Origin of the sequence: Caballeronia sp. GAWG2-1 (assembly GCF_023631405.1) — a bacterium.
Taxonomy (GTDB): domain Bacteria; phylum Pseudomonadota; class Gammaproteobacteria; order Burkholderiales; family Burkholderiaceae; genus Caballeronia.
In genome coordinates, this window is sequence record NZ_JALQDD010000022.1 from 1 (window position 1) to 18,948 (window position 18,948).

18 protein-coding genes and 1 riboswitch are annotated in these 18,948 nt (G+C 62.7%); of the genes, 5 read left to right on the top strand and 13 right to left on the bottom strand.

Features of this window, described 5'->3' with window-relative positions; translation table 11 throughout:
- Nucleotides 1–212 precede the first annotated feature (212 nt).
- From NCR98_RS12985 to NCR98_RS13015, 7 genes are all read right to left on the bottom strand, one after another.
- A complete protein-coding gene (locus NCR98_RS12985) occupies nt 213–1,844 on the bottom strand; it encodes an ABC transporter substrate-binding protein (protein WP_244826519.1) in 1,632 nt (543 codons plus the stop codon).
- A gap of 366 nt (nt 1,845–2,210) precedes the next feature.
- Complete coding sequence (metF, locus tag NCR98_RS12990; RefSeq protein WP_250526366.1) at nt 2,211–3,050, bottom strand: methylenetetrahydrofolate reductase [NAD(P)H]; 840 nt, start codon at nt 3,048–3,050, stop codon at nt 2,211–2,213.
- A gap of 41 nt (nt 3,051–3,091) precedes the next feature.
- Nucleotides 3,092–3,445, bottom strand: a complete 354-nt coding sequence (locus NCR98_RS12995; RefSeq protein ID WP_244826521.1) for a phage holin family protein — start codon at nt 3,443–3,445, stop codon at nt 3,092–3,094.
- Nucleotides 3,446–3,541: 96 nt separating this feature from the next.
- The gene (ahcY, locus tag NCR98_RS13000) at nt 3,542–4,963 is read right to left on the bottom strand and encodes an adenosylhomocysteinase (RefSeq protein ID WP_250526367.1); all 1,422 of its coding nucleotides are present in this window, start codon (nt 4,961–4,963) and stop codon (nt 3,542–3,544) included.
- 32 nt (nt 4,964–4,995) lie between these two features.
- Nucleotides 4,996–5,112, bottom strand: a riboswitch (S-adenosyl-L-homocysteine riboswitch).
- Nucleotides 5,113–5,200: 88 nt separating this feature from the next.
- Complete coding sequence (locus NCR98_RS13005) at nt 5,201–5,980, bottom strand: glycosyltransferase family 2 protein (RefSeq protein ID WP_250526368.1); 780 nt, start codon at nt 5,978–5,980, stop codon at nt 5,201–5,203.
- Between the two features lie 97 nt (nt 5,981–6,077).
- On the bottom strand, nt 6,078–6,800 hold the full coding sequence (locus tag NCR98_RS13010) for an LrgB family protein (protein ID WP_250466023.1): 723 nt from the start codon (nt 6,798–6,800) through the stop codon (nt 6,078–6,080).
- Nucleotides 6,801–6,803: 3 nt separating this feature from the next.
- Complete coding sequence (locus NCR98_RS13015; protein ID WP_244826525.1) at nt 6,804–7,262, bottom strand: CidA/LrgA family protein; 459 nt, start codon at nt 7,260–7,262, stop codon at nt 6,804–6,806.
- 112 nt (nt 7,263–7,374) lie between these two features.
- Between NCR98_RS13015 and NCR98_RS13020 the strand changes: the two genes are divergently transcribed.
- Nucleotides 7,375–8,316: a LysR family transcriptional regulator gene (locus NCR98_RS13020; protein ID WP_250526369.1), complete on the top strand. Its 942-nt coding sequence runs from the start codon at nt 7,375–7,377 to the stop codon at nt 8,314–8,316.
- Between the two features lie 118 nt (nt 8,317–8,434).
- Here the strand turns inward: NCR98_RS13020 and NCR98_RS13025 are convergent, their stop codons facing one another.
- Complete coding sequence (locus NCR98_RS13025) at nt 8,435–10,126, bottom strand: OmpA family protein (RefSeq protein WP_250526370.1); 1,692 nt, start codon at nt 10,124–10,126, stop codon at nt 8,435–8,437.
- Nucleotides 10,127–10,440: 314 nt separating this feature from the next.
- Between NCR98_RS13025 and NCR98_RS13030 the strand changes: the two genes are divergently transcribed.
- Nucleotides 10,441–12,129 (top strand): isovaleryl-CoA dehydrogenase, encoded by a 1,689-nt coding sequence (locus NCR98_RS13030; protein ID WP_250526371.1) that lies wholly within the window; start codon nt 10,441–10,443, stop codon nt 12,127–12,129.
- Here the strand turns inward: NCR98_RS13030 and NCR98_RS13035 are convergent.
- The 5 genes from NCR98_RS13035 to fliE form a co-directional block, all read right to left on the bottom strand.
- Nucleotides 12,126–12,425: an EscU/YscU/HrcU family type III secretion system export apparatus switch protein gene (locus NCR98_RS13035; RefSeq protein WP_244826529.1), complete on the bottom strand. Its 300-nt coding sequence runs from the start codon at nt 12,423–12,425 to the stop codon at nt 12,126–12,128. The genes NCR98_RS13030 and NCR98_RS13035 overlap by 4 nt on opposite strands.
- A complete protein-coding gene (fliK, locus tag NCR98_RS13040) occupies nt 12,422–13,744 on the bottom strand; it encodes a flagellar hook-length control protein FliK (RefSeq protein ID WP_250526372.1) in 1,323 nt (440 codons plus the stop codon). The genes NCR98_RS13035 and fliK overlap by 4 nt, the downstream gene beginning before the upstream one ends.
- A 75-nt stretch (nt 13,745–13,819) precedes the next feature.
- Nucleotides 13,820–14,149 (bottom strand): flagellar protein FliT, encoded by a 330-nt coding sequence (locus NCR98_RS13045; protein WP_244826531.1) that lies wholly within the window; start codon nt 14,147–14,149, stop codon nt 13,820–13,822.
- 29 nt (nt 14,150–14,178) lie between these two features.
- A complete protein-coding gene (fliS, locus tag NCR98_RS13050) occupies nt 14,179–14,598 on the bottom strand; it encodes a flagellar export chaperone FliS (protein ID WP_244826532.1) in 420 nt (139 codons plus the stop codon).
- Nucleotides 14,599–14,839: 241 nt separating this feature from the next.
- Entirely contained in the window at nt 14,840–15,205 is a 366-nt protein-coding gene (gene fliE / locus NCR98_RS13055) for a flagellar hook-basal body complex protein FliE (protein ID WP_244826533.1), read from the bottom strand.
- Between the two features lie 297 nt (nt 15,206–15,502).
- Here fliE and fliF point away from each other — a divergent pair, with 297 nt between their 5' ends.
- Genes fliF through fliH form a run of 3 tightly spaced genes read left to right on the top strand, consistent with a single transcriptional unit; the run spans nt 15,503 to nt 18,945 of the window.
- Entirely contained in the window at nt 15,503–17,296 is a 1,794-nt protein-coding gene (gene fliF / locus NCR98_RS13060; RefSeq protein WP_244826534.1) for a flagellar basal-body MS-ring/collar protein FliF, read from the top strand.
- A complete protein-coding gene (fliG, locus tag NCR98_RS13065) occupies nt 17,286–18,281 on the top strand; it encodes a flagellar motor switch protein FliG (RefSeq protein WP_244826535.1) in 996 nt (331 codons plus the stop codon). Before fliF ends, fliG begins: the two co-directional genes overlap by 11 nt.
- Entirely contained in the window at nt 18,274–18,945 is a 672-nt protein-coding gene (gene fliH / locus NCR98_RS13070; protein WP_250466034.1) for a flagellar assembly protein FliH, read from the top strand. The genes fliG and fliH overlap by 8 nt, the downstream gene beginning before the upstream one ends.
- The last annotated feature ends 3 nt before the right edge of the window (nt 18,946–18,948 follow it).

An 18,948-nucleotide genomic window follows, 5' to 3' on the forward strand; every position in this document is an offset into this window, starting at 1 on the left:
ATATAAAACCCATTTTATTTACAAAAAAAAAAATATATCGAAAAAAAATAAAAATATAAATTAACTCGTTTTTTTGTTTTTTTTTGGTTTTTTGGGGGGGGGGGGGGGGGGGGGGGGCGCCCCCCCCCCCCCCCCCCGGCCCTGTTCGACTAATTATGGTTTAGTGCAAAAAGCGTTCCGCTTGCAAGCTGCGTTTTGCGGATGCTCTCGCTTCACTGCATGCCCACGCCGTCGAAACGCACATAGCCGAGCGGTTCGATCTTCAGGCCCGTCACCTTCTTGCTGGCCGGCTGATACACCGTCGAATGCGCGATCGGCGAGAACGGCAGCTGTTGCGCGAAGATCTGCTGCGCGTCCATATAAGCCTTCGTGCGCGCCGCCACGTCGCTCGTCGAACGGCCCTTCACGACCAGATCGTCGAACGGCTTATAGCACCACTTCGAGAAGTTGCTGCCCTTCACCGCGTCGCAACCGAGCAGCGTGCCGAGCCAGTTGTCGGGGTCGCCGTTGTCGCCGGTCCAGCCGATCAAGAGCGCCTGATGCTCGCCCGCGTGCGCGCGCTTGAGATACTCGCCCCATTCGTACGACACGATCTTTGCCTTCACGCCGATCTTCGCCCAGTCGGCCTGGATCATCTCGGCCATCAGACGTGCGTTCGGGTTGTACGCGCGTTGCACGGGCATGGCCCAAAGGTCGATATCCATGCCGTTCGGAAAGCCGGCCTTCGCGAGCAGATCCTTGGCCTTGGCCGTATCGTACGGGCTCGTCTTGAGGTTCTTGTCGTAGGACCATTGAGTTGGCGCCATCGGAGCGGTGGCCGCCTGGCCCGCGCCCTGATACACGGAATCGATGATCGCCTTCTTGTTGATCGCCATGTCGAGCGCGCGGCGCACGTCGGTGTTGTCCAGACCCTTCTTGGTCACGTTATAGGCCACGTAACCTTCGTTGAAACCGGCCTGCGACGGCGTATCCAGATTCGATGCGGACTTGAGCGACTCGATGTCGCCTGGCCGCGGATAGCTCATCACCTGGCATTCGTTGCTTTTCAGCTTCTGCACGCGCACAGCGGCATCGGGCGTGATCGAGAAGATCAGCTTCGACACCTGCACCGCGTTCGGCTTCCAGTAATCCGGATTGCCGTCGAAGCGAATGGTCGCATCCTTTGTATAGCTACGGAAGATGAACGGTCCCGTGCCAACCGGATACTGATTGATGTCGGCGGCCTTGCCGTCCTTCACCAGCTTGTCCGTGTATTCGGCCGAGAGAATGGACGCGTATTCCATCGCCATGTTCTGGATGAATGGCGCGTTCACTTCCTTGAGCGTGAACTTCACGGTGTAGGGATCGACCTTCTCCACCTTCGCGATGAGCTTGTCGAGGCCCATGTCCGTGAAGTACGGGAACGCAACCGGATACGCCTTGCGGAACGGCTGGTTCGGGTCGAGCATGCGGTTGAACGTGACGAGGACGTCATCCGCGTTGAATTCGCGCGTCGGCTTGAAGTACGACGTCGTCTGGAACTTCACGCCGTGACGCAAATGGAAGGTGTAGGTCAAACCGTCCGCCGACACGTCCCACTTTTCGGCGAGACCCGGCTCGACCTTCGTGCCGCCGCGCTCGAATTCGACGAGGCGGTTATAGACCGTGAACGTGTTCGCGGTGAAGTCGGTGCCGGTGGTGTATTGCGCGGGATCGAAACCGGCGGGACTGCCTTCCGAGCAGTACACCAGCGTCTTGTTGGGGATGGCGGCATTCGCGACGTTCGCCGCGAATAGCGTTGCCGTGGCGACGGCGCCCATGAGCGCCGACACGCGGGCGACTCGCAACAGGCCATTCTTCTTCATGTTTCCTCCAGGTCGATGCCAGCTTTCAACTGACGTAGCGCGATATTACTTGATCGCATCGGCGGTGCTGCCAGCCGTGCGAATCTGCCGGATGAAACGGCGCAAGCAAATTCGGGCGCTACCCTAGCATGAACAAATATTACGTGTGTGGTCGTTTTCCCCACTGGATTTACGGCTGCCGGTTGGTTCGATGCGGTTAGGTTATCGCCTATGTCTAAGCGTGATAGCTCGGATGGCGAAATATCCGCGCAAGGTGTCGGCAGCGTGCGCAAAGTGCGCCGTCGGGTACTAAAACGCCCGAAAAAAGTGCTAAACGAGGAGGAAAGTAAGGACCGCGCGGACGAACGCCGCGCGGGTACAACAAACTCAGACGCTCTTGACGCCGAGCCGCTCGCAAACCGTCTTCGACGCCCACGCGCCGTTGAGCGTGTAGAAATGCAAGCCGGGCGCGCCGCCGTCGATCAGACGCTGGCATAGACCCGTCACCACGTCGACGCCGAATTCGCGGATCGACTCGCGGTCGTCGCCGTAACTTTCGAGCCGGCGCGCGATCCACTTCGGCACTTCCGCGCCGCACATCTCGGAAAAGCGCATCAACTGCGTGAAGTTGGTGATCGGCATGATGCCCGGCACGATAGGCACATCGACGCCGAGCTTTTTCGCTTCATCGACGAATTCGAAGTAGGCGTCCGCGTTGAAGAAGTACTGCGTGATCGCGGAGTTCGCGCCCGCCTTCACCTTGCGCGCGAAGTTTTCGAGATCGGCGCGCGGCGAACGCGATTGCGGATGAAACTCCGGATACGCCGCCACTTCGATGTTGAACCAGTCGCCGTGCTCCTGGCGAACGAACGCCACGAGTTCGGACGCATAGCGCAACTCGCCGACTTCACCCATGCCCGAAGGCAAGTCGCCGCGCAACGCGACGATATGGCGAATGCCGTGCTCCCGATACTGCGAAAGAATCGCGCGCAGGCTGTCTTTCGACGAGCCGATGCAAGACAGATGCGGCGCCGCTTCGAAGCCTTCCGCGGCCATTTCGAGCACGGTGTCGAGCGTGCCTTGCTGCGTGGAGCCGCCCGCGCCGAACGTCACGGAGACGAACTTCGGCGCGAGCGTTTTCAGTTGCGCGCGCGAGGCGCGCAGTTTGTCCACACCTTCCTGCGTCTTCGGCGGGAAAAACTCGAATGAAAGTTCGATCGGTTTCATGATGGTGTGTGTACGCGCGGCGAGGCGTGGTGTGCGCGGCGTCAGCCGAAGTTGCGCTGTCCGAAGATGAGCGCCGACAGAAGCCACGACACGATGCTATAGAGAATCGAGCCGAAGAACGCGGACCAGAAACCCGTCACCTCGAAGCCTTTCAAGAGCGACGAGCACAGCCAGAAACACAGCGCATTCACCACGAGGATGAAGAGGCCGAGCGTCAGGATGGTCACGGGCAACGTGAGAATGATGAGCACCGGGCGCAGCACTGCGTTGATGAGCCCGAGCACCACGGCCACGATGAGCGCCGTGCCGAAACTGCGGATGTGGATCGACGGCACGAGATAGGTGATGATCAGAAGCGCGAGCGCGTTGATCAGCCATGTCAGCAGCACGGTCATCGAGTGTTCTCCGGTTGATGCAATGTGTCTTTGTACCGCGCTCGAACCTCCCGATCCGTGCGCGGCCACGCCGCCGCGTGCCTTGTCAGTAGCGGATTAATAGCGGTAGTGGTTCGGCTTGAACGGACCGTTCTTGTCGACGCCGATATAACCGGCCTGCTCCGTCGAAAGCACCGTCAGTTCCGCGCCGATACGTCCCAGATGCAGACGCGCGACCTTCTCGTCGAGATGCTTCGGCAGCACATACACCTTGTTCTCGTACTTGTCGCCTTGCGTGAACAGTTCGATCTGCGCGAGCGTCTGGTTCGTGAACGAGTTCGACATCACGAACGACGGATGGCCGGTTGCGCAGCCGAGATTCACGAGACGTCCTTCAGCCAGCAGAATGATGCGCTTGCCGTCCGGGAAGATGATGTGATCGACTTGCGGCTTGATGTTGTCCCACGTGTATTGGCGCGTGGAAGCGACATCGATTTCGGAGTCGAAGTGACCGATGTTGCAGACGATGGCGTTGTTGCGCATCGCCTTCATGTGGTCGTGGTTGATGACGTGGTAGTTGCCCGTTGCCGTCACGAAGATATCGGCCTTGTCGGCGGCATATTCCATCGTCACGACGCGGTAGCCTTCCATTGCCGCTTGCAGCGCGCAGATCGGGTCGATCTCCGTGACCCAGACGGTGGCGCCCAGACCGCGCAGCGACTGCGCGCAGCCCTTGCCCACGTCGCCGTAGCCCGCCACGACCGCGATCTTGCCGGCGATCATCACGTCGGTGGCGCGCTTGATGCCATCCACGAGCGATTCGCGGCAGCCATACAGATTGTCGAACTTCGACTTCGTGACCGAATCGTTCACGTTGATGGCCGGGAACGGCAGACGCCCTTCCTTCTCCATCTGATACAGACGATGCACGCCCGTGGTCGTTTCTTCCGTCACGCCCTGGATGTGCGCGAGGCGCGTGGAGTACCACGTCGGGTCGGCATCGAGGTGCGAAGTGATCGACTTGTACAGCGCGACTTCTTCTTCATTCGTCGGCTTGCCGATGACCGAGCGGTCTTTTTCGGCCTTCGAACCGAGGATGAGCAAGAGCGTGGCGTCGCCGCCGTCGTCCAGAATCATGTTGGCGAATTCGCCGTTCGGCCATTCGAAGATGCGGTGCGAGAACTCCCAGTATTCGTCGAGCGATTCGCCCTTGAACGCGAACACCGGCGTGCCGCCCGCGGCAATGGCGGCGGCAGCGTGATCCTGCGTGGAGAAGATGTTGCACGATGCCCAGCGCACGTCGGCGCCGAGTGCGGTCAGCGTTTCGATCAGCACGCCGGTCTGGATGGTCATGTGCAGCGAGCCTGCGACGCGCGCGCCTTTCAGCGGCTGTTGCGCCTTGTATTCCTCGCGCGTCTGGATGAGACCGGGCATCTCCGTTTCGGCGATGTCGAGTTCTTTGCGGCCCCATGCGGCGAGCGACATGTCGGCAACAACGTAATCCTGGGAATTCTTGGAATCGAGAACTGCGGCGTTCATCACGCCCTCCTTTCTAAAAAAGACTAGAAATTTTGACGTGAGCGCCGTTCGATGCGGTGGCTCAGCGGGCTTGTTTATGTGCCTTCGAACCGTCCGATTGAAGCCTCCGAGCCTGGCGGGTGAAACCCGTCGCAACGCTCCTCGGGGGCGAGCGAAGATTGTAGCAAAAGTCGGCGGAATGCGAATGCGGGATTAAGCGCAGTCTGATTGATGGGGGTGACTAAGCGTAGGGGGCGTTCAGGCTTGATCGATCGTTGATTCAGCAGTGCCGGACATCGCCGTGCGGGCGCGTGCGACGAACTGTTGGATGGCCTCGGTGGTCGCCCAATGCTCGTCGAACGGCGTTTCGGCGCCTCCTGCGCGGCTGAAATACAACGCCACGTGGCTCCCCGGATGATAGTGAACGCGAACGCCTTTCCTGGCTTCCAGGCGATAACAACCGTAAATGTCGATGATTGCATTTGAAAGCGCCGAATCCTCGCCGCCATAACGCCGGAAGACTTCATCTGTAGGGAAGCCGCCGAGCGCGAGGAAGGTCGCACGCTGAATCACGAGCGTGCTCGCCACCGTGTCGCTCATGATGTCGGCGTGGCGTTCGAAGTCGGGGAAAGCACGCAGATCGGCGGGAAAGTCGCTGAAATCGGCGCTGAAACGGACTGCGGGTTGCCGAGGCGTGTTGCGCAGATAGAGCGCGGCAGTCGCCAGTGCGCCTGGCTGGTACTCGTCGTCGGCGTCGAGGAAAGCCAGAATGGGGTGTCCCGCGACCTTCACACCATGATTGCGCGCGCGAGCGGGGCCGCCGTTTTCCGGCATCTGAACCAGTTCGACGCGTCGGTCTTTCAGGGAATAAAACTTCGCAACCGCCGCCGATGCGTCCTGCGAGCCATCGTCTACCACGATGATCTGCGCTGCATCGGTTTGCGAAAGACAACTTTCGAGCGCGCGTGCCAGCGTTTTTGCCGAGTTGAAACAAGGGATGATGACTGAGACGCCAGGGTGCTGGGAGACTAGTGACATTTGGCTCGAACGGAAAGATTGAGCCCGGATTGTCGCAAGAGATGCCACGCGAATCGCCAGCGAAAACTCCTAAACAGCGGCGCATGCGCGTAATTGCCTATATCGGCAACATGCTCAAAACCGGCGCGAGCAGCACCATCACCACGCCCGCGATCATCATCGTCAAGCTGGCGACGACGCCCTCTTCGTTCCCGAGTTCGCGCGCCTTCGCGGTGCCGACGCCATGCGCCGCCGCGCCGAACAACGCGCCGCGCGCAAGCCGCGTGCGCAGCGGCACCAGCGCCAGCACGATCTCGCCGAAGAGCATGCCGCACACGCCCGTCGCGATGACGAAAAGCGCGGTCAGATCGCGCGGCGCGTGAATCTTGTCGGATACCGCGAGCGCAAATGGCGTCGATATCGAACGCGTCGCGAGACTGCGCTGCAGTTCCGGCGACAGATGCAGCAACTTCGCAAGCGCAATCGACCCGCCGACCGCCACCAGAATGCCAACCGTCACTCCGACGCTCAACGAAATCCAGTGCCGCTTCAGGAGCGACCGGTACTCGTAGATCGGCACCGCGAACGCGACGGTGGCTGGCCCGAGCAGCCACATGAGCCAGCGCGTATCGGCGAAATAAACGGGGTATGGAATGCGCGCCGTCACGACAATCGCCGCAAGCACCGCCGGGACAGCCAGAAGCGGCGTCAGCCACGGACTTTTGAAGCGCGCGTAAAGCCGCTTCGACACGAAGTACAGGACGACGGTCATCACGAAGCATCCGGCAGCGATCAGGCGTGCAGCGTCGTCTTGGAGCAGCGAAGCGTAGAAGTGGCTCATGGCTCAGGCGCGCGCCGCTTGCCGCGCGTTGAGCGCCCGGCGCAGCGCGAGGTGACGCTCCAGGCGCGCCGCCCGATCCACGGCGAACGCCACCGCCACCATCACCATGAGCGTTCCCGCGACGACAACCAGCGCCAAACGCCAGCCTTCTTCCATGAAAAGCCCGCCGTATTGGACCGCCGCCACGGCCGCCGGGATGAAGAACAGCAGCATGTCCGACAGCAGCCAGTCGGCGCCCGCCTTGACCCAGCGCGGCGCCACGCCGCCGCAGAACAGAAGCGCCAACAACGCGACTAGTCCGACGACGCCACCTGGCACCGGCAGCGCCAGCTTGCGCGCGGCCAGGTCCGCGACGAACCAGATCGCCGCGAGCGCCGCCGATTGAATCGCGATGCGCGTCACGCGAGCAAACGCCATGCGGGCGTTGGCGAAGGCGGAAGGGGCGGAAAGAACGGTGGACATGGCGGGCTCGGGGCGAATGACTAGGGTTAACCTGTAGGCGGAGTATAAGTGCACCATTTACATAAAAAAAATGACTTAGCATTATCCAAATCATTCCAATCTGGAATCTCACATGGAATTGCGCGCGTTGAGGTATTTCGTCGAGGTGGTCAAGCAAAAGAGCTTCACTGCTGCCGCCGAGCATATGTTCGTCACTCAGCCGACCATCAGCAAAATGGTCAAGTCACTGGAAGACGAGGTCGGCTCGCCGCTTTTATTGCGGGAAGGCCGTCAGATGGTCCTGACCGATGCCGGGCAAATCGTCTATCAACGTGGCGTCGATGTGCTCGCGGCCCATGCGCGGCTCGAAGCGGAACTGAACGATCTGGGCACGTTCGGGCGTGGCACGCTGACGATCGGCATTCCGCCGATGGGCGGCGCGCTCTTCACGCCCGTCATTGCTGCTTTCAGGGAGCGGTATCCGAAAATCGAGCTGAAGCTGTTCGAGCAAGGCTCGAAGGCGATCGAGGCTGCGTTGATCGAAGGCGAACTCGAACTCGGCGGCGTGCTGCAGCCAGTCGATGCCGAAACGTTCGATGTGCTGCCCGTCAGCCGGCAATTCTTGTGGCTCGTGGCGCAAAAAGGTTCGCGCTGGGACGGTCTGAACGAGGTAGCGCTCGCCGATCTGGCAGCCGAACCCTTTGTGTTCTACGGCGAAAGTCTCGCGCTCAACGACGTCGTGCTGAACGCGTGCCGCGCTGCGGGGTTCGCGCCGACGATCGTCGGTCGCAGCGGGCATTGGGATTTCATGGCGGCGTTGGTGCAGGCTGGCATCGGCATCGCGCTGTTGCCCGCGCCTTATTGTGGCCGCCTGGATGCCGAGGCGTTCACCTGCCGGCCGGTCGTCGCGCCCGAGATTCGTTGGGATATGGCCGTCGGCTGGCGGCGCAACGGATATCTGTCGCATGCGGCGCGAGCGTGGATCGAAGTCGCGCGCGAAATACTGCCCGCAAATGTCGATCAGGATTTCATGGCCGATGGCTTTCCGCGGCTGAAGCGTGGCGAGGCGCTGTAATGCGTTGAACGGGAGTTCCCTTGCCTGATGCGCCTGGCGCGCAGTAAAAAAAGCGCCGAACCGCTTCAGAGCGGTCCGGCGCTTTTTCGACGCATCGCGCCGAGATGGCGCGTGAAGCTTATTCGGCTTGCTTGAACTCGATACGTCGATTAGCCATGCGGCCAGCGGCGGTCGAGTTGTCGGCGACCGGATTGGCGTCGCCAAAGCCTTGAACCGTCAGCGAATCAGAAGGAATGCCGTGCTGAACGAGGTACGAACGCACCGCTTCCGCACGCTTCTTCGACAACTGAAGATTCAGCGCCGCGCCGCCCGTGTTGTCCGAATAGCCTGCGATCTGAAGCTGAATTGGCTTTGCTTGCGTGTCGCAGGCCTTCAGCGCCTTCGCCGATGCAGCGAGCGCCGCCATGGCAACCGGCGGCGGCGTGTTCGAACCCGTGCCGAAGTTGACCGGCTTCAGGTTCAGCGTCTTGACGATAGCCGGAGCCGAGCAGGCATCCGCGTCTTGATTGGCTTGCGCTTCCGATGCCGGAGCCGCAACCGGAGCCGATTGCGTGCCGACCGTCCAGCCGGCGCCGAACAGCGCCTTTAGCTTGTCGACCCAGCCGAGCTTCGGCTCGCTTGCGCCGCCGCTCAAGGTGATCGTGTCGCCAGTAATCTGCAGATCGGCGCCCGGCAGCGTCATCAACGGCAGCAGGCCTTCGAGCTTGTCGAGCCAAGCGGCGGGCTTCGTGTCGGGATCGACGGTCACGTTAGCGTGGAACTTGTCCGCGCCGAGCTTGGCCGACAGCATGTCGATCAGGCGTTGACGTTCCTGCTCGCTATTCACCGTGGCTTTCAGCGTGGGAATGCCGGAGGCGTCGACCGTCATGGACAGGCTTGCGTCCTTGCCCGGCAAAATGGTCGGCAACGATGCCTGATCGGGCGCCACAGCCGTGGCTTGCGATGCCTGATCGTCGCTGGCGCTGGATGCAGATGCGGCGTCGGATGCCGCCGAGGCGTCCGTGCGCGTTTCGGCCGTCATGTCTTTCGACTTGTTTTCGGTCGAACAGCCGCGCGCAACGAGCGCGGCCAGCAACGCGAGGGCAGCGGCGTTGGCAACCCACAGCCATTTGCGGCGCGGACCCTTGTCGTTTGTTTGCGCGGTTTCCACGGCCGGTTCTTGTTCGCCATGAATGGGGAACGACGCTGCTTCTTGGGTAGCCGGATGACCGAGATGCGAGGACACCGCCTTCAGCCGTGAGGCCACGCCCGCGAGGAACGCGCCGACCGAGCCGAGCCCCAGCGCATTCGCGAACGAATCCGTCATGTTGGCCCGCACGACCGGCAGTTGATGCCCGAGCAGCGTGGGCAACTGGCCGATATGGCCGTTGTGCTGCGTGAAATAGCGCTTGAGGATACCGAGAATGGTCGCGCCCACGACGCCCGACAACGTGCGCGATGCGCTCGCCGCCACGCCCGTGTATTCGGAAATACGCTCGGCGAGCGCATTGAGATTGTCGTGCGAGGCAATGACGCCATCCACCGTCGAATGGGTGGCGAGGAGCGTTTGCATGCCTTCGTCGTTGAGAACGAAGTGCGGCAGTTCCTCGGCGATATGCGTGTTCACGCCCGGCGACATGACGGATGCAAACAGACTGCGTGCGCCATCCAGCGACGCCGCCTTGTTCATCATCGAGCCGATGAGTGCTGGCGCGCATAGTCCGACGACGCGCCTCGCGGACTCCTGCGTGCAGCCAACGCGTGCAGCCAGGTGTTGCAATACGCTCTCGGTCAAGGCGCCTTGAACGAGTTGATTGAGGTTGATGCTCATTGAGAAGACTTCCAGAAGAGGCCTGTAAACCTCAGGCCATAAGGGTCTCGGCGATTATAGGTTCGGCCTCCTGTCCGTCAGCCGTGGTAGCCAAACAATCGGATTTCTCTCATCCGGTTGGTCTTTAAGAGTTCGCATCAGAAAAATATAGGAATGGTTTAAGACCAAACGCGAGCGCCCGGCCAGATTGAAGCGAGCGGCAGCGCTACACGCTAGTCGGGCGTGCGGCCTATCATCGTTAAATAGAGATAGAGGATCATTTTTGACCACGCGTGTTGCGATTAGCCGACGCAAGCTCGCACGGGAGACACACGATGAACCACGCACCCTTGTTCGAGACACACGAAGTCACGAATCAGTCGCCGCCGCTTGTCGACTACGACGCCTTCGCCGCGGACCGCGCGCTCGTTGCCGCGCTCGAGCGCGAAGGCGCGCACTGGCATGCCGAGGCGCTCCACCGCGACGGCCGCGCGCTTACACAACCGGACGTGCTCGCGCTCGCCGATCTCGCCAACCGGCATACGCCGGAACTGAGCACGCATAGCGCGCGTGGCGAGCGTATCGACGCAATCGAGTTTCATCCGGCCTGGCATGAACTGCTGCGACGTCTGCGGCAAGAAGGTCTGCACGCGCTGCCGTTCGAACCTTCGGCGCGCGCCGGGTCGATGGCCGCGCGCGCCGCCGGTTATTTTCTGCACGGACAACTCGAATCCGGATCGCTGTGTCCAGTCACGATGACCTTCGCGAGCATCCCCGTTTTGCGCAATGAACCCGCGCTTTATGAACGGCTCGCCGCACCGCTCTTGTCGCGCGAGCACGATTCGCGCGACATCGCCCTCGAAGCCGGCAAGCGATCGATGTTGATCGGCATGGGCATGACCGAAAAGCAGGGCGGCTCCGACGTGCGCGGCAATCGCACGCGCGCGCATGCGCTCGGCACACCCGGGCGCGGCGGGGACTATCGGTTAATCGGACACAAGTGGTTTTTCTCGGCGCCGCAGTGCGACGCGCATCTCGTGCTCGCGCGCACGGCGGACGAAGGCGGACTCTCCTGCTTCTACGTGCCGCGCTTTGTGCCCGACGGCCGCAAGAACGCCGTGCACGTGCAGCGTCTGAAGGACAAGCTCGGTAATCGCTCGAACGCAAGCAGCGAAGTCGAGTTTCTCGATGCCTACGGCGTGATGATCGGCGATGAAGGACGCGGCGTGCCGACCATCATCGAAATGGCGAACTACACGCGGCTCGATTGCGTGATCGGCAGCGCGGCGTTGATGCGCGCGGCGCTGGTCGAAGCGATCCATCATGCGCGGCATCGCAGCGCGTTTGGCGCGCATCTCGCCGATCAGCCCTTGATGCGCAACGTGCTCGCCGACCTCGCGCTGGAATCGGAAGCCGCGACGGTGCTGTTCATGCGGCTGGCCGGGGCGTTCGAGCAGAGCGCATCGGCGGGAGCGGCGTTGCGCGAACGCGCGTGGCGGCGCATCGTCACGCCTGCGGCGAAGTTCTGGGTTTGCAAGCGCGCGCTCGAATTCACCGGCGAGGCGATGGAAGTCTGGGGCGGCAACGGTTACGTCGAAACCGGGCCGATGGCGAGGTTTTATCGCGAGGCGCCGGTCAATTCGATCTGGGAAGGTTCGGGCAACGTCATGTGTCTAGACGTGCTGCGTGCGTTCGAGCGCGAGCAGGACGCGGCGCACGCACTATTCGACGACTGGCGCGATACGGCAAGCGCGCATCCGGCGCTCGGTGCGGCTTTGCAGACACTCTTGACTAGTTTGACGAGCGATCCGGCGTCGCGCGAGGCATCGGCGCGGCGCATCGCGCAGCAATTGACCTTATGTGCACAAGGCGTATTGCTGGCGAGACATGCGCCGGACGAGGTGGCACAGGCGTTCATCGAAAGCCGCCTGGGCGATGCGCGCGGCGAGACCGGCCGCGTGTATGGCACGTTGCCCGCGCGCTTCGATCATGCGGCGATCGTGAGGCGGGCTTTCGAGTTTTAGCGGCGTCCCGCCTCCCTCACCGGCTCCTCGTTCTCCAGCCGATAAACCCAGGCCAGCAGTTCCGCCACCGCCTGATAAAGCGCGGGGGGGATATGCGAATCGAGATCGACCTGCATCAAGAGCGACACCATTTCCGGCGAGTCATGGACATACACGCCCGCTTCCTTAGCGCGCTGCACGATCATTTCCGCGACCACGCCGTAGCCCTTCGCCACGACGCGCGGCGTCGTTTCGCGGCTGCCCGCATCGTAAGTGAGCGCGGTGGCCTGCTTGCGCGAATACAGTGGATTGCTCACGTCACTTCTCCAGCCGGCGGCGCGCGGAATAAATGCTCGAGCGGCGAACGCACCGGTTTCGGCGCATCCAGGTCGATGTCGCCCGTGGCGGCGCCCGAGCCATCCATCGAACGCACGCTGAACGACGCCAGCGCGATGCCCGCCGCTTCGAGCTGACGCTGGAACGCGGCGGCATCGGCGGAAAAACGCGATGCGCCCGTATCGCTCGCCCTCAGACGCGCGACCAGCTTGTCGCCGGTCAGCACGAGTTCGGCGTCCACCATGCCGAGCGCGGGCAACGACAACGTGACGCGCGTGCGCCACGCGCGTTCCTCGCTGGTATCCACGGCGGGACGCGGCTCTCGCGCCACTTCCCAGTCGAAACGCGTCCCCGGCCACGCTTCGCCCTGCCAGCGGAATTGCTCGTTGGCGAGTATGTCGAGTTGCTGACGCACGACCGTGAGCGTTGCCGGATGAATACCCGCATCGAGCGATGCCTGCAGCGCCGATTCATGCTGGCTCGGCTGCGGCGCGGCGGGCGGCGAAGCGGGCGCGGACGGCGCGCTTTGCGAATTCGACAGCGCCAGCGCGGGCGCATCCCGTACCGATGCCGCGAGCGCCGCCGCCTGCTGCGGCGTTTGCGGCATCGCGACGTTATGCGTTTCGGCGTGCAGATCGGACAGATCGGTTTGTGTCGAGGCAAACGCCGGTGGGCGCGTGTCGTCGAAGGCGGTATCGCGCGCGATGCTTTCGTCGCCCGGCAAATCGAGCGGCAAGGTCAGCGCGCGCGGATCGATGCGCGCCTGCGGTTCGCTCGCGAGCGACGCCGTGCTGCGCTGCCCGGCCATCCATTGCACGAGATGCGACTCGTAGAAGAGGCCGCTTTGCGCCACCGTTTTCGCAAGCTCCGATGCCAGCGCGGACGCCGGCAACGGCGGCAGATTCTGGCTCGCCGCGCGCGCGGCCGCGACAGCGGCGGCATTGGAGGAGAAAGCGGTATCGAAAAGCCCCGTGGTCAGCGCGGCGAACGCGCTCGCGGGACGCGGCGGTGTCGGCCAGAGCGGGGCATCGCCGAGAATCGCGGGCGCGGCGCCGCCCAGGCGGGAAATGACATCGAGCGTGCGGGCCACGCTCGACAGTTCGGTTTGCGCGGACGCCACCGGAGCGAGCGTCTGCGCGGATGCGCCCGCCGCGGTTCCGGCGGGCGTCGCGACGGACAAGGAAACGCCCGTCTGCGTGGTCGTCTGGCCGGTCGAACCGGCGTTGGCGCGCAGCGCGGACAGAAGGAGCTCGGTCCGGCTGGCGATAATCGTGGCGATCGCGGAATCGAGTCCTGACATGCCGGCATCCTGGAAAGACCGCGCGCGAGGGCCGGGCCAGACGCCGGAAGAGTTCTCCGTCGCAAGCCGCGTTGTCTAGCGCAGTCCGATCATCTTTTTAAGTACGCGCGCCGGGCTGTTGGTCGTGAAGAGCGCGGAAAGACGCGCGAGGCTCGGCGAACTGAGGTCGCGAATCGCGGCGTCGTCGGCGAGGATCTTCTTCACGAGGTCCAGCTTGCGCGCACGGGCGGTGTCGTCGAGTTCCGAGCCGGTATCCACGTCCTTCAACCGTTCGATCAACTCGCGATACCTGCCCTGCATCGTCTTCAATTCGCTCCACTCGCCACTGCGCGCCGCAGCCAGCATCTGGCCGGACAGCGCAGCAATCGCCTCGTAGTGCGCGAAATATTCGTCTGTGGTATTCATTCTTGTCAGGCAGTCGCCATGGCTGCCGCTCAGACGGCTGCCGCGGTCGTTCTCGCCACTTCCGGTCCAATGCCGACCCACGCCTCTTCGAGCGTAGCCAGCAGATTGTCCACTTCCACGAGCATCGACTCGTCCTGGTTCAGATTCGCTTCCAGGAGCCGGCGTGCCATGTACGAGTACAGCGCGTCCAGACGCAGCGCGACTTCGCCGCCCGCTTCCTTGTTGAGCGCCTGCTGCAACCCGGTCTCGATGATGTTGATCGCCTTGCTGATCGCCGTTCCGCGCGCGCCCACGTTCTTCTGCTGCAAGTGCATCCGCGCCTGTGCAATCGACTGCCGCGCGCCCTGATAGAGCATCACGATCAGCCGGTGCGGGCTCGCTCCCATCACCCCTGTCTGAACGCCGACGCGTGCATATGCGTTGGCTCCCGCCTGTCCTGGGGAATACATCCGTGGTTCTCCTTATGCGATACCGAATAACGCCCGCGGCACGTGGCGCGCGGTGCTCGGACGACGGCGCAAAGGCCGCTTCGTCCGACCGGTAAGAATCGGTGCTGGCGATCGAACCATCGTTCGCCGTGCTGTTATCGAGGTTATCGGAGAATCGCGGCAAAGCTTTAGGGCGCAAGGCTCTGGGGCCGTATCGGCATGATGGGGACGGATTCGAAACGCACGCGCCAGCCACAGCGCGTTACACCGAAATTTGCATGATGTCGTTGTAGGCCGACACGAGCTTGTTGCGTACTTGCAAGCCGAACTGCATGCCGACGTTGGCCTTTTGCATATCGACCATCACGTCGTTGAGCGAAACGTTCGGCGCGCCGATTTCGAACGCGTGCGCTTCGGACAGCGCCTTCGTCTGGTTGTCGCTGATCTTGCTGATCGACGACTGCAGCGCGTCCGCGAACGTGCCCGCGCTCACCGCGCCCGACTGGCCGATTCCCGCGTCCTGTCCGGATACGGCGCCCGTGGCGACCGTGGGGCTGCCGGCGGCCTGCGTCGCCATCGACTGCATTGTGCTCAGCGCGGAGGTGAGCGGATTGATCGGGAAGTTCATGGTGTCTCCGATTGACAAGTAAAGAGCCGGTTCAGCGCCCAAGTGCGAAAGTCGCTCGTCGCCGGGTTCGGGGCGGCGTGCGAACGGTCGTCCGAACGCTTTTACCGAGTACGAGAAAGATTAGCAGCGCGGCATTTTCCAAAGCGCCGGAAGAACGGGGGAAACCCGGCTCTATTCGCCGAATCGACTTGCAATCTTCTGCGGATAATCCATCTCGTCAAAAGTCCTCCGGCGCCGCATCACGGGCAGTACGACCGGCCAGAGGGGAACGCAAAAGATTCGGAGCTTCGACGCTAAATGGATACGCCCAACAACTCACTGATCACGCCAGACGCCAGAATGGGCCTGGCAGGCGCGCAGCCTGGCGCCTCGGCGAGCGCCGCGAGCCCCAGCCTCACCGGCGGCGCTGGCGGCGCCGACTTCGGCGGCTTCGCTCAGCGCATGCCGATGCTCTCGCAATTCCGCTCGAACCCGCGCGTGCCGCTCATCATCGCCGTGGCGATCTTGGCGATGGTCGTGGCGGGGCTCGTCATGTGGACGCGCCAGCCCGACTACCGCGTGCTGTTCTCGAATCTCTCCGACCGCGACGGCGGTGCGATCGTCGCCGCGCTCCAGCAGGGCAACATTCCCTACAAGCTCTCCGACGGCGGCGGCGCGATCCTCGTTCCGGCCGAGTCGGTGCACGAAACGCGTCTGCGCCTCGCAAGCCAGGGTTTGCCGAAAAGCGGCTCGGTCGGCTTCGAACTGATGGACAACCAGAAGTTCGGCATTAGCCAGTTCGCGGAGCAGATCAACTATCAGCGCGCGCTCGAAGGCGAACTGGAACGCACCATCGGCGCAATTTCCTCCGTGAAGTCGGCACGCGTGCATCTGGCCATTCCGAAGCCGAGCGTGTTCGTGCGCGACAAGGAACTGCCGACCGCGTCCGTCATGGTCAACCTCTTTCCCGGCCGCGTGCTCGACGAAGGACAGGTTTCGGCGATCGCGCACATGGTGTCGTCGGGCGTGGCGGACATGCCGGTCAAGAACGTGAATATCGTCGATCAGGACGGCAACCTGCTCACGAACCAGAGCGCCGCGAACGGTCTCGACGCATCGCAACTGAAGTACGTGCAGCAGATCGAGCACAACACGCAAAAGCGCATCGACGCCATTCTTTCCCCGCTCTTCGGCGGCGGCAACGCGCATTCGCAAGTGAGCGCGGACATCGACTTCTCCAAGCTCGAACAGACCGCCGAAAGCTACGGCCCGAACGCCAACCCGCAGAACACGTCGATCCGCAGCCAGCAATCGAGCGAATCCAGCGAAACCTCGGGCAGCGGCCCGTCGGGCGTGCCGGGCGCGCTGTCGAACCAGCCGCCGCAGCCGGCATCCGCGCCGGTCACGGGCGGAGCATCGGACGCAACCGGCGCTGCCGCCGCGAAGTCCACGCCGCAGAACCTGCGCAAGGACACGACGACCAATTACGAAGTGGACCGCACGGTGCGCCACTACGAACAGGCGACAGGCGGCATCAAGCGTCTTTCGGTGGCGGTGGTCGTGAACTATCAGCGTCAGGTCGATGCGAAGGGCAACGTCACGATGACGCCGCTCGCCGCCGACAAGCTCGCGCAAGTCCAGCAACTCGTGAAGGACGCGATGGGCTACGACGAGAAGCGCGGCGACTCGGTCAACGTGGTGAACAGCGCGTTCAACTCCGACCAGAACGTGACGCCCGATGTGCCGTGGTGGCGCACGCCGGACATGATCATGCGCGGTATTCAGTTGGCGAAGTACGTGGGCATCGGCATCGTCGCACTGTTCCTGTACTTCAGCATGGTGAAGCCGGCAATGCGCCGCGCCTTCCCCGTGCCGGAACCGGCGGCGCCCTCGCTCAACGCGCCAGACGAACTCTCGCTGCTCGACGGCCCGACGCTCGAAGGCGGCGCCAAGAATGACGATGATGACAAGGATGCCGAGGTAAGTCTCCTCGGTCATGAAAGCAACAAGGCCAAGTTCGATCGCAATCTCGACTACGCGCGCATGGTGGCGCGTCAGGACGCGAGAATCGTGGCGACGGTCGTGAAGAACTGGGTGTCCGATGAACGCTGAAGGTCTCAATAAAGCCGCGCTCCTCCTGATGTCGATCGGCGAGGAAGAAGCCGCCGAAGTTTTCAAGTATCTCGCTCCGCGCGAGGTGCAGAAGATCGGCGCGACCATGGCGGCGCTCAAGAACGTGACGCGCGAGCAGCTCGACAACGTGCTGACCGAATTCGTCAGCGAAGCGGAGCAGCACACCGCGTTGTCGCTCGATTCGAGCGAGTACATCCGCTCGGTGCTCACGAAGGCGCTCGGCGAAACCAAGGCTGGCGCGCTCATCGACCGGATTCTGCAAGGCAGCGATACGAGCGGTATCGAAGGTCTGAAGTGGATGGACTCGGGCGCGGTCGCGGAACTCATCAAGAACGAGCATCCGCAGATCATCGCGACGATCCTCGTGCACCTGGACCGCGATCAGGCTTCGGAAATCGTCTCGCTGCTCAACGACCGTCTGCGTAACGACGTGCTGCTGCGTATCGCCACGCTCGACGGTATTCAGCCCGCCGCGCTGCGCGAACTCGACGATGTACTGACCACGCTTCTCTCCGGCAGCGACAACCTGAAGCGCGCGCCGATGGGCGGTATCCGCACGGCGGCCGAGATTCTCAACTTCATGTCGAGCAACCATGAAGAGGGCGTGATCAACAACGTCAAGGAATACGACGTGGAACTCGCGCAGAAGATCATCGACCAGATGTTCGTGTTCGAGAACCTGCTCGACCTGGAAGACCGCGCGATCCAGTTGCTGCTGAAGGAAGTGGAATCCGAAACGCTGATCGTCTCGCTCAAGGGCGCGCAGCCCGCGTTGCGTCAGAAGTTCCTGTCGAACATGTCGCAACGCGCGGCCGAATTGCTTGCGGAAGACCTCGATTCGCGCGGTCCGGTGCGTGTGTCGGAAGTCGAGCAGCAGCAACGCAAGGTGCTTCAGGTGGTGCGTAATCTGGCGGAAAACGGCCAGATTCAATTAGGCGGCAAGGCAGAGGATGCATATGTCTAATCCGGCCCAGAACCCGAAGGCGCCGCTCTCCGCGTATCAGCGCTGGGAGATGGCTTCGTTCGATCCCGTCACCGTGGACCACAGCGCGGCGGATCAGGCAGCGCTCGAAGCGCATTTGCGCCGCGTCGAGGAAGACGCGCATGCGCAAGGTCTCGCCACGGGTCATGTGGCTGGACAGGCGATCGGGTATCAGGCCGGTTTCGAACAAGGTCACGCCAAGGGTTTCGAGGACGGCCGCAAGGAAGCGCTCGCCGAAGCGGCGCGTCTCGCGGAAATCGCCGATGCGTTCAGGATCGCGCTGCAAGCCGCCGATGCCGCCATCGCGGAAACGCTCGCCACGCTCGCGGTCGATATCGCGCAGCAAGTGGTGCGGCAGCATCTGGCGCACGACCCGACGGCGCTCGTCACCGTGGCGCGCGAAGTGATCGCGGCCGAGCCGGAACTCACGGGATCGCCGACGCTGATCGTGAATCCCGCCGATTTGCCTATCGTCGATGCGTACTTGCAGGAAGAACTCGGCGCGGCTGGCTGGATGGTGCGGCCCGACCCGCTCGTGGAACGCGGCGGCTGCCGCGCGCACGCGGCGAGCGGCGAAATCGATTCGACCAATGCGTCGCGCTGGGAGCGTGTCGCGGCGGCATTGGGGAGGAACAAGCCGTGGTAAATA

What these genes read in the sequence shown, in the direction of transcription:
- NCR98_RS13045 (WP_244826531.1), bottom strand. Translation starts at nt 14,149, where the DNA reads ATGAATACCACAGACGAATATTTCGCGCACTACGAGGCGATTGCTGCG.
- fliF (WP_244826534.1), top strand. Translation starts at nt 15,503, where the DNA reads ATGGATACGCCCAACAACTCACTGATCACGCCAGACGCCAGAATGGGC.
- fliG (WP_244826535.1), top strand. Translation starts at nt 17,286, where the DNA reads ATGAACGCTGAAGGTCTCAATAAAGCCGCGCTCCTCCTGATGTCGATC.
- NCR98_RS13030 (WP_250526371.1), top strand. Translation starts at nt 10,441, where the DNA reads ATGAACCACGCACCCTTGTTCGAGACACACGAAGTCACGAATCAGTCG.
- fliS (WP_244826532.1), bottom strand. Translation starts at nt 14,598, where the DNA reads ATGTATTCCCCAGGACAGGCGGGAGCCAACGCATATGCACGCGTCGGC.
- fliK (WP_250526372.1), bottom strand. Translation starts at nt 13,744, where the DNA reads ATGTCAGGACTCGATTCCGCGATCGCCACGATTATCGCCAGCCGGACC.
- NCR98_RS13010 (WP_250466023.1), bottom strand. Translation starts at nt 6,800, where the DNA reads ATGAGCCACTTCTACGCTTCGCTGCTCCAAGACGACGCTGCACGCCTG.
- NCR98_RS12985 (WP_244826519.1), bottom strand. Translation starts at nt 1,844, where the DNA reads ATGAAGAAGAATGGCCTGTTGCGAGTCGCCCGCGTGTCGGCGCTCATG.
- NCR98_RS12995 (WP_244826521.1), bottom strand. Translation starts at nt 3,445, where the DNA reads ATGACCGTGCTGCTGACATGGCTGATCAACGCGCTCGCGCTTCTGATC.
- NCR98_RS13005 (WP_250526368.1), bottom strand. Translation starts at nt 5,980, where the DNA reads ATGTCACTAGTCTCCCAGCACCCTGGCGTCTCAGTCATCATCCCTTGT.
- NCR98_RS13020 (WP_250526369.1), top strand. Translation starts at nt 7,375, where the DNA reads ATGGAATTGCGCGCGTTGAGGTATTTCGTCGAGGTGGTCAAGCAAAAG.
- fliE (WP_244826533.1), bottom strand. Translation starts at nt 15,205, where the DNA reads ATGAACTTCCCGATCAATCCGCTCACCTCCGCGCTGAGCACAATGCAG.
- ahcY (WP_250526367.1), bottom strand. Translation starts at nt 4,963, where the DNA reads ATGAACGCCGCAGTTCTCGATTCCAAGAATTCCCAGGATTACGTTGTT.
- metF (WP_250526366.1), bottom strand. Translation starts at nt 3,050, where the DNA reads ATGAAACCGATCGAACTTTCATTCGAGTTTTTCCCGCCGAAGACGCAG.
- NCR98_RS13025 (WP_250526370.1), bottom strand. Translation starts at nt 10,126, where the DNA reads ATGAGCATCAACCTCAATCAACTCGTTCAAGGCGCCTTGACCGAGAGC.
- fliH (WP_250466034.1), top strand. Translation starts at nt 18,274, where the DNA reads ATGTCTAATCCGGCCCAGAACCCGAAGGCGCCGCTCTCCGCGTATCAG.
- NCR98_RS13015 (WP_244826525.1), bottom strand. Translation starts at nt 7,262, where the DNA reads ATGTCCACCGTTCTTTCCGCCCCTTCCGCCTTCGCCAACGCCCGCATG.